The 3,094-nt window shown below is 32.4% G+C and carries 2 protein-coding genes; both read left to right on the forward strand.

The genetic code is table 11. The annotated features are described in order from the left end of the window. The first annotated feature begins 224 nt into the window (after nucleotides 1–224). Entirely contained in the window at nucleotides 225–1,004 is a 780-nt protein-coding gene (locus ACSX1H_RS18970; RefSeq protein ID WP_439185831.1) for a hypothetical protein, read from the forward strand. A 198-nt stretch (nucleotides 1,005–1,202) separates the two neighbouring features. After that, nucleotides 1,203–2,918: a hypothetical protein gene (locus ACSX1H_RS18975; protein WP_439185832.1), complete on the forward strand. Its 1,716-nt coding sequence runs from the start codon at nucleotides 1,203–1,205 to the stop codon at nucleotides 2,916–2,918. Nucleotides 2,919–3,094: the final 176 nt, after the last annotated feature.

Here is a 3,094-nt window from a genome sequence, read left to right on the forward strand (position 1 = left end):
CTTTGGTTGGGCCGATTCCCGCCTCGATTGTCAGTCCTGTCGGACGGACAATCAGTACCGCGAATCTGCTACCGCATCATGCAGCTAACCGTTGTAGCCAATTCCCCCTATACCAAGGACATTGATTACTTAAGATAACGGTAAAATGGTATGGTGTTGAATCAAAGGTTTTTACGAAATTGAAATTTTACCGTTAGTCAGAATTTTAAGAAACCGAACTGCAAATGAGATACATATTTACAATACTGATTTTGGGGATTTCACTTTTCACTTACGGACAGAATCTAAATGATATTTCTGCTCGAATAAATAGTGAGCCACTTGATTCGTTACCTAAGTTTGTTATCAAAATGAATGAGACTGAGTATTATTTTGATACTATTCCAGCTTCAATAAATCCAAATTGGATTGAAAAAATTGAAGTTTTAAAAAGTGAGGACCAAAAATATATTTATGGAAATGGTAATGGAATTATTTTAATTTATCCGCAGACAAAATATTTCAAACAGATTAGTTTGCTACTTGATACAATTCCGAATAATCCAGAGCAAATTGACAAACCGACATTGGATAGTATTTATTTAAAAGCCTTAAACAGTCGGATTGAATTGCAATTATCAAGTGGATGGAAATTCATTGAGCCAAACGTCCAGACTGAAAGGATTAAGAATAATTTTGACCAAAATAGCGTTTATAAATTCCTTTCAGCAGATGAATTATTTGATTATGCCTATAAGCACGGCAAGACTTTAAAGTTATATAGAGTTACGCATAAACAGATTTCAAAAGATACGATTGACATAAACTTTGGAGATTTGGCATTAAAAGTAAAAAAGGGAATTTTCTTTAAAGGGGGATTACATTTTAGAGAAGCAAATTATACTATTGCTTGTGGAGGAACAAATGGTTACATACCTGATTATAGATTTGTTTATGACAAACAAACTAAGACTTGGAAAATAATTGGTGGTAGTTGTAAATCACCAGATTGGGAAGATAAATAGATGATTAAAAAATTAAAAACTGGCTACAACACGCCGTATACTGCATAGCCTGCCGCAGGCGCAACACAGGCTACGCAGCATACGGCCATCCGTTGCCACCAATTACCCGTATCAAAGTCGCTGATGACCACACCCATGTACGATATCTGAAAAATAAAATGAATTATCTATTTTAAAAAATAAATTAACCGTATGAAAATGCCAACAAGAACAATACTATTAAAGTTATGTATTCTGCTTATAACACTTTTATTTATTTCGTGTGAAAAGAAAGATGACTTATCTTCTTTCGAAGAAGATTTAATTGAAGTCATAACTCTAGAAGCAACGGAAGTTTCATTGAACTCTGCATATTTAAATGGGAAAATATCAGATATTGGAAATAAAGAAACTGGATTTGAATACGCAGATAATGTCGAGTTTGAAAATTCTAAGATTATAACTGTGTCCGAGAGTGATATAAAAGAACTCAGTTTCGCAAAAATAATATTAAATCTACAACCAAATCAAGAATACTATTATAAAGCATATTATAATGCTGAATATGGGGACGTTAAAACCTTTAAAACATTTGACTATCCAAAGGTAATTATCAACGAAATTTCACTGAAAGATAAAAATACTATCAATATTCAAGGATCAACAAGTTCAGATATTCTGTTATTAGAATATCAAATCGGTTTTTACTTCTTTTCAAATAAAGACAATAAACAAGAAGTAACTGTTGATGTTCCAACAGAAGATGGTTTTGAAATTGAGTTAGATAATCTACTATTTAATAGTAATTATTCTATTGTTCCATTTGTACAAATAGGTGAGAACAAAAACTATCAGGATACCATAAGTTTTAGTACACTTTCTAATTTTATTATATCATATGTAGATTCAGTTGATATTTCAGCTGCTGATTCGCCAATTATAATACCTCAAACTACAAACAGTAAATTATCACAGAACTGCTACTTAGATGCGATACCTGAATTTAGCAATGGTTTTGTATTGTCTAGTTTAAGAACAGAAATACCCTCCAATGTATTATTTGCAGGTCATAATAATAATGATGCAAAAGTAATTAATATGGACGTAATGAGTAAGTCAATTGCTTGGGAATATTCATTTGGGGGTTCAGATTATGAATGGATTGAAGATATCTGCATAGTAGATGATGGTTATTTGGTATTAGGTTTAACATACTCGGATAATGAAGATTTTTCGTTCAAGAACAATGAATCCTCTGATTTCTTTCTATTGAAGTTAGATAATAATGGTAATCAACAGTGGATTAAAGCATATGGAACACTGAAAAATGATTACCCTCAAAAGATTATAGCAAATTCATCAGATAGTTTTTACTTAGTAGGAAATTCATTTTCAAATAATAATGAATCAGAAATAAATTCATCCTCTAGTTATTTAATAGAAGTGAATAATCAAGGAGAAATAATTAAAGAAACGTTTTATCCAATATTGAATGGTAGCAATATAATTACTGTTTTAGGATCCGTTTCGGGAGATTTGTTTATTGGAGGTACAGCTCATTCTGAGACTGGCAATGGAATAGGCAGTGATAAATATTTGGCTTCTTTATCCCAAGTTTCTGATAATAACGTGATTTGGAGTGCATTCCTTGATGGGTCAGATTATGATAATATTAGCTATATCTTTGAAAGTGATAATAAATTAATAGTATTAGGCCAAACTAATTCTAAATCTGGTGATTTTGTTTCTAACAATGTTGGTGGTTCTCCTTGGATTGCATTGGTTAATTTAGATGGCACTATAATTGAATCGTATATTATTAGTCCGAACTCTGATTCCGACTTGAAAGATGCTAAAGTAATCAATGATCAATTAATGTTAATATTTAAAGATAAAACAAAAGAGAAAGTATATAAGGTTGAAGTTGCATTCTAACAAAAATAACAGGTGGCAACAATGGCTAATAAAGCATAGGCTTGCCGCAGGCGCAACACAAGCCAACGCTTCATAGCCGGGCCGTTAGGCACCACCCAATATTTTTAAGCCGGATTCGAGGTATTTTTGGGATTCGTGAGGCTTTTGAGGAATTTGCTGCTCACCCACGGGCCAGC

The organism is Carboxylicivirga taeanensis, assembly GCF_051851475.1.
In the GTDB taxonomy this organism is placed as follows: Bacteria; Bacteroidota; Bacteroidia; order Bacteroidales; family Marinilabiliaceae; genus Carboxylicivirga; species Carboxylicivirga taeanensis.

Coding starts and splice junctions, on each gene's coding strand:
- ACSX1H_RS18970 (WP_439185831.1), top strand. CDS start 225: ATGAGATACATATTTACAATACTGATTTTGGGGATTTCACTTTTCACT.
- ACSX1H_RS18975 (WP_439185832.1), top strand. CDS start 1,203: ATGCCAACAAGAACAATACTATTAAAGTTATGTATTCTGCTTATAACA.